4 protein-coding genes are annotated in these 6,252 nt (G+C 52.7%); 2 read left to right on the top strand and 2 right to left on the bottom strand.

What is annotated here, in order from left to right; translation table 11 throughout:
• Window positions 1–312 precede the first annotated feature (312 nt).
• Both K2H17_RS10975 and hflX read left to right on the top strand, forming a co-directional pair.
• Window positions 313–1,428 carry an MraY family glycosyltransferase gene (locus tag K2H17_RS10975; protein ID WP_300134726.1) on the top strand — a complete coding sequence of 372 codons (1,116 nt, stop codon included), beginning with the start codon at window positions 313–315 and terminating at the stop codon, window positions 1,426–1,428.
• A 133-nt stretch (window positions 1,429–1,561) separates the two neighbouring features.
• Window positions 1,562–2,803, top strand: a complete 1,242-nt coding sequence (gene hflX, locus K2H17_RS10970) for a GTPase HflX (RefSeq protein ID WP_300134724.1) — start codon at window positions 1,562–1,564, stop codon at window positions 2,801–2,803.
• A gap of 605 nt (window positions 2,804–3,408) precedes the next feature.
• Here the strand turns inward: hflX and mgtE are convergent.
• Both mgtE and rsmA read right to left on the bottom strand, forming a co-directional pair.
• The gene (gene mgtE / locus K2H17_RS10965) at window positions 3,409–4,773 is read right to left on the bottom strand and encodes a magnesium transporter (protein WP_300134721.1); all 1,365 of its coding nucleotides are present in this window, start codon (window positions 4,771–4,773) and stop codon (window positions 3,409–3,411) included.
• Between the two features lie 57 nt (window positions 4,774–4,830).
• The gene (gene rsmA, locus K2H17_RS10960; protein ID WP_300134728.1) at window positions 4,831–5,658 is read right to left on the bottom strand and encodes a 16S rRNA (adenine(1518)-N(6)/adenine(1519)-N(6))-dimethyltransferase RsmA; all 828 of its coding nucleotides are present in this window, start codon (window positions 5,656–5,658) and stop codon (window positions 4,831–4,833) included.
• Window positions 5,659–6,252 lie beyond the last annotated feature (594 nt).

The following is a 6,252-nucleotide window of genomic DNA, read 5'->3' as shown; positions in this document are numbered from 1 at the left end:
ACATAAAAACAGTGAATTTTCATCACATTCAGCCCCATGATTTATTCGGAAAATCCTGATTTTCATCCATTAACGCGCCCAAGCACAACGCTCAATGTATTGTATATCAACAAATTACCCCCCCAATCCGCGAATTGAGCATATTTTATTTTGAAAATCAACAAATTTAATGTAATTTTGCATTTAAATAGGCATTTATTACAAATGAATTGCTGCTGAGTTGTTAGTGAATCCCTATCGTTCTTTTCATAGTGGTTTATTAAACACTTTATTTTAATTCTCTCACAAAAAAACATCATCACATCCTCCATCATGGGATATTGGCCAATTAACCTACTGACGATTTTCGTCCTCTGTGTACTGCTCGCCGGTTTTCTGATACCACAGATCCTCCTTATCGCATTCAGACGCAATCTTTTCGACGAAGTCAATGACCGCAAAATCCACAAAGGACTCGTCCCCCGTCTTGGAGGCATCGCCTTTGTACCCGTCATCTTCACCTCGATCGCTATCGTACTGGTCTCCAATATCCAGCTTGGATTTGACAATATCTTGACAGCTTTCGCTGACTCATATCTCCCGTTGCTCTCGACCTTCATCGCACTTGAGCTGCTCTACCTCATCGGCATGGCCGACGACCTGATCGGCATCAAATACCGTGCGAAATTCGTGGTCCAGATCATCTGCGCCGCCTTCCTCATCAGCGGTGGAGTCTGGTTTTCAGACCTCGCCGGAGTCCTCGGCATCGAAGAGGTGTCACCCTGGTTCGGCTATCCTTTCACTCTGATAGTCATCGTCTTCCTGATCAACGCAATCAACCTCATCGACGGCATTGACGGCCTGGCCTCAGGTCTCAGCTCGATCGCCTGCGCCATCTACGGCTTCTCTTTCTATCTTCTCGGCGACTACGCCCTGTCAGTTGTCAGCTTCGCCACACTCGGCGTGCTGATCCCCTTCTTCTACTACAATGTATTCGGCAATGTAAACAAACACAAGAAAATCTTCATGGGCGACACCGGTTCGCTGACCATCGGACTGATCCTTGCCGTCCTCGGCACCCTTCTGTTCACCCACCCCGAATCAGTCAACATCGGCATCAGCACACCGATTCTCGCGTTCTCGCCGCTGATCGTCCCCTGCTTCGACGTGATCCGCGTCTATCTGCTGCGCATCCGTCAGCACCACAGCCCCTTCCTTCCCGACAAGAACCACATCCACCACAAGATTCTTGCCGCAGGAATGAAACCCCGCGCCGCAATGATCACAATCATCAGCGTGTCGCTTCTTTTCACACTCATCAACATTGTGCTTTCAAGCCTTTTATCTATCAACATCAATGTAATCATCGCTCTTGATGTCCTCATCTGGGGATTTTCCAACATCTATCTTTCACGCCTGATCAAAAACCGCAACGCCAGGCAGAACTAAGAGATTGTTGCATACCGCCCTCTAAAAAACAATCCTTAAACACCCCCAAGAGTTAGTTAAAATTGTTATCTTTGTGGAATCATCAATTCCACAAACGATATTCAACGACCTTTTTTCAAGAAGAATTCAATATATGATAGACAATATACTCAACGAACAGATCAACGAACGCGCTGTCCTCGTCGGGCTTATCACCGAACAGCAGAACGAAGCCAAATCGCGCGAATATCTTGATGAACTCGCCTTCCTCGCTGACACCGCCGGAGCCGAAACAGTCAGAACATTCATGCAGCGGCTCCCATATCCCAACCCGCGCACATTCGTGGGCAAAGGCAAACTCGACGAAATCCGCGCCTTTATCGAAGACAATGACATCAGCATGGCCATCTTTGACGACGACCTATCCTCGAAGCAGGTCCTCAACATCGAACGTGAGCTGAAAGTCAAAATCCTCGACCGCACAAGCCTCATCCTTGACATCTTCGCCAAACGCGCCCGCACGGCCAACGCCAAGACCCAGGTAGAACTGGCGCAATACCAGTATCTCCTCCCGCGCCTGACCCGAATGTGGACCCACCTCGAACGTCAGCGTGGCGGCATCGGTATGCGCGGTCCCGGTGAAACCCAGATCGAGACCGACCGCCGTATAATCCTCACCAAAATCTCACTCCTCAAAGAGGAACTCCGCAGCATCGACAAGCAGAAAGCCGTCCAGCGCAAAAACCGCGGAAAACTCACCCGCGTGGCCCTCGTCGGCTACACCAACGCCGGAAAATCGACCCTGATGAACCTCCTGAGCAAGAGCGATGTTTTTGCCGAAAACAAACTCTTCGCCACGCTTGACACCACTGTCCGCAAAGTCATCATCGACAATCTCCCCTTCCTGCTGACCGACACCGTAGGTTTCATCCGCAAGCTCCCGACCCACCTCGTCGACTCCTTCAAATCGACCCTCGACGAAGTCCGCGAAGCCGACCTCCTGGTCCACGTCGTTGACATCTCCCACCCCAACTTCGAGGAGCAGATCGAAGTGGTCGACAAAACCCTGCGCGAAGTCTGCAACGGCGCCGACAAGCCGATGATCATGGTCTTCAACAAGATCGACGCATTCACCTATACCCCCAAAGACGAAAACGACCTCACTCCCGAAACGCGTGAGAACATCTCGCTCGACGAACTGAAACGGATGTGGATGTCTCGTCTGCCTCACGACTGCGTCTTCATCTCGGCCCGCACAGGAGCAAACATCGACGAGCTGAAAAACATGCTCTACGAACGCGCAAAGGAAATCCACCTCACCCGCTTCCCCTACAACGATTTCCTTTTCCAGAAATACGACGAAGATCCTGACCAGACCGCGCCGGACGCCGAATAACACCGTCGCCGGAAATTCAGGTTTCGCACCTACGGCGCTCTTTTTCGTGAGGGGGGAGGTACGCATATACCACAGCTGCGGACACCTACGGCGCCCTTGCAGTGGCCTGAATTCCTCCGACCGCTAACGCGGTCAGCCTGCCCCCACCAGAGCCAATCACCACCTTATTATAATTATAATTATAATTATAAGGGGCTGTGTCAAAATTGAACTGCACCCCAAAAGTTAGACAAAAAACTTTTGGGGTGCAGTTCATAAAGCTTAATTACGACACAGCCTCATAATATATAGGTCTCCATAAATTTTCTCCCTCCATATCGGAGGACGCTTTAAAAATCGTCCCTACCGGGTGATACCCAATGTTTTGCATGCATTTCCCGTATCCACTTGTAGGGATGCTCCCCCGGAGCATCCGCAATTCCAGCACAGCATCCGCCCTCCCCACACGGCATTCGCCGCTGTATCAGGCTGGCCGTGTTAGCGGTCAGAAGAATCCAGGCCACTGCAAGGACTCCATAGGTGTCCGCAGCTGTGGTATATGCGTACCTCCCCCCACGAAAGAGCGCCGTAGGTGCGAAACAAAAAACTATTACGAAACAAAAAAACTACTGAGCAAAGAAAACAATGAGCCAGGTAGAGATCGACATATAGATCAGCATACCTATAATGTCGTTGGTGATCGAGATAAAGGGTCCGGTCGCGATCGCCGGATCTATTTTCAGCTTTTCAAGCGTCAGGGGCACGAATGTTCCGAACACCGAAGCAAACATCACCACACAGAAAATAGAGATCGACACCGCAAACGTGGTCACCTCATGGCCGTGGCCCAGAGTAAAGAAATTATAAAGGAACACGAGCAGCGCAATGATACTGCCGTTGAGCAGACCGACTCCCAGCTCCTTCAGCAGCTGACGCGAAGATTTCTTGATGTCGAGAGAACCGTTGGCAAGGCCCTGAACCACGATAGCCGAAGACTGGGTACCGACATTTCCACCCGTACCGCCGATCAGCGGGATGAAGAGCGCAAGAGCCGGGTCGACCACAAAGCCACCCTCGAAACGTCCGAGGATCACCGAATTGCACAGACCGCCGACCATGCCGATCAGCAGCCACGGCAGGCGCGCCTTGGTCTGGGCGAAAAGTTTGTCGTCGCTCTCCACATCGCCCGAAAGACCCGAAGCCAGCTGATAGTCACGCTCACTTGAGTCGCGGACCTTATCCATCACGTCGTCGACCGTTATGCGTCCGAGCAGACGTCCGATCGAGTCGATCACCGGCATCGCCACAAGGTCATATTTCTCAAAATCGAGAGCCACCTCGTCGATCGGCGTGTCGGCCTTCACCGCAACCGGATCAGTCTCCATCACATGGCGTATCTTCGACACCGAAGGATGGGTGATAAGCTTCTTCAGCGGCAGAGTGCCGCGCAGACGGTCCTCGTTGTCAACGACATAGACATAGTAGACCTCATCCATATCCTCGGCCTGCATACGCATCTGCTTGATACATTCGGGCATACTCCAGTTCTCGTTGACCACGATCATCTCCGTACCCATCAGACCGCCCGCCGTGTCCTCGTCATACTTCAGAAGGTCGATGATGTCGCCGGCCTGCTCCACGTCGTCGATGTGGCTGAGGATCTTCTCGCGGTCATCCTCGTCGAGTTCCTGAATGATGTCCACGGCATCGTCCGTGTCAAGATGCTCGATCTGCTTGGCGATGTCCGCCACATCCATCTTCGAGAGAAGTTTGGCGCGGTCATCCTCGTCAAGCTCCATGAGCACATCGGCCTGAGTCTCTTCGTCAAGAAGTTTGAAGAGATACTCGGCCTCTTCGAGGTCAAGATCCTGATAGAGTTCGGCGATATCTGCCGGGTGAAGATCGGCGAGCTCCTCGCGGGCTGCCGCATCCGCATGGTCATTGATTATTTTGCGGAGATGTTCGAGATATTCATGGGTGAATTCCTTCATGGTGCGAGGCTGGGAGAGAGTTGCTGTGGGGGTGAGACTTCCGTTTCCTGGCGGACCTTACAGGCTCTTGGCCTGACGGCCACACGAAGCGATCAGCTTCGTAAGCTCGACAAACTGCCCGACAGACAACTGTTCGGGCCTGAGAGCGAGCAACGGATCGTCGGGCAACGGGACTCCCGCCGGGAAAAGTCCGCGCAGCGAATTGCGCAGAGTCTTACGCCGCTGTCCGAATGAAGTTTTGACCACAGTCTTGAAAAGTTTCTCGTCACATCCCAGGTCGGTCACACCGTTGCGGGTCATCCTGATGACTCCGCTCTTGACCTTCGGAGGCGGATTGAACACGTTTTCACTCACCGTGAAAAGATAGTCCACGTCATACCACGCCTGGAGCAGGACGCTCAGAATCCCGCGCGCCTTTGTGCCGGGAGCAGCCGCAAAACGCTCGGCCACCTCGCGCTGGAGCATTCCGGAACAGCAGACCACCTGATCGCGGTAGTCAAGCACATGGAAAAAGATCTGAGACGAGATATTGTAGGGATAGTTGCCGATCACGCAGAACTTCTGCCCCTCAGGGTAGATCTGCGCGAGATCCAGACGCAGGAAATCGGCATCGAGAATGCGGCCCGACAGTTCGGGATAGTTGTAGCGGAGATACTCGATGCTCTCGCCGTCGATCTCCGCCACTTTCACGTCGTGGCCCTCGGAGATCAGATATTTGGTGAGCACCCCCATGCCGGGTCCTACCTCCATCACAGGCAGCCCCTTGAAATCATCAAGAGTCGCAGCAATGCGCGCAGCTATACTCTCGTCGGTCAGAAAATGCTGTCCGAGAGCCTTCTTTGGGCGCACCGATGCTCCGGCACCGGAACCGCCGCGTTTCTTCATGTTTACTGCCATAGTGTCTACGATGCGGAATTTACAACTGCAAAGATAAGCCTTTTCGGCGATATTTGCGATATTCAACATCAATTTGCTTAATTTAAGCCGTGCGATTTCAACCATCGGCAGGGGAGAATGGTTTTATTGATGAACGCGAAATCAACAGCGCGTTCATCTCAAGGTAGCCTCCCGCCACAAGCCTCAGGCTATAAAAACGAAGAGCAGAGCACAGACCCTTAAAGTCAGCTCTCTCTGCCCCGATTGAAGGTTTCTAAACCGTAGAAACCTTAGGAGGCGGCATCAGAAACCCGCCTCCGATATTCTTATTACCTTGCCCGGCAGTGGAACCAGCGTCCCGCCGGGCTTTTTTGCGTGACCGCCACACGATGTTTCGCACCTACGGCGCTCTTTTTCGGGGTGATCGGCGGTTAACCACAGCTGCGGACACCTACGGCGCCCTTGCAGTGGCCTGAATTCCTCCGACCGCTAACGCGGCCAGCCTGATACCGGGCGGATGCCGTGCGGGAATAGCGGATGCTCCGGGGGAGCATCCCTACATGAGGGAACAAGTGCATAAAACACTGGAATTCACCCAATAGG

The sequence above is a fragment of the Duncaniella sp. genome (assembly GCF_029054785.1).
Lineage (GTDB): Bacteria > Bacteroidota > Bacteroidia > Bacteroidales > Muribaculaceae > Duncaniella.
This window is presented reverse-complemented; position numbering and strand designations above follow the sequence as displayed.

Excerpts from the sequence above, each read along its gene's own strand:
- K2H17_RS10975 (WP_300134726.1), top strand. The coding sequence starts at position 313 with ATGGGATATTGGCCAATTAACCTACTGACGATTTTCGTCCTCTGTGTA.
- hflX (WP_300134724.1), top strand. The coding sequence starts at position 1,562 with ATGATAGACAATATACTCAACGAACAGATCAACGAACGCGCTGTCCTC.
- mgtE (WP_300134721.1), bottom strand. The coding sequence starts at position 4,773 with ATGAAGGAATTCACCCATGAATATCTCGAACATCTCCGCAAAATAATC.
- rsmA (WP_300134728.1), bottom strand. The coding sequence starts at position 5,658 with ATGAAGAAACGCGGCGGTTCCGGTGCCGGAGCATCGGTGCGCCCAAAG.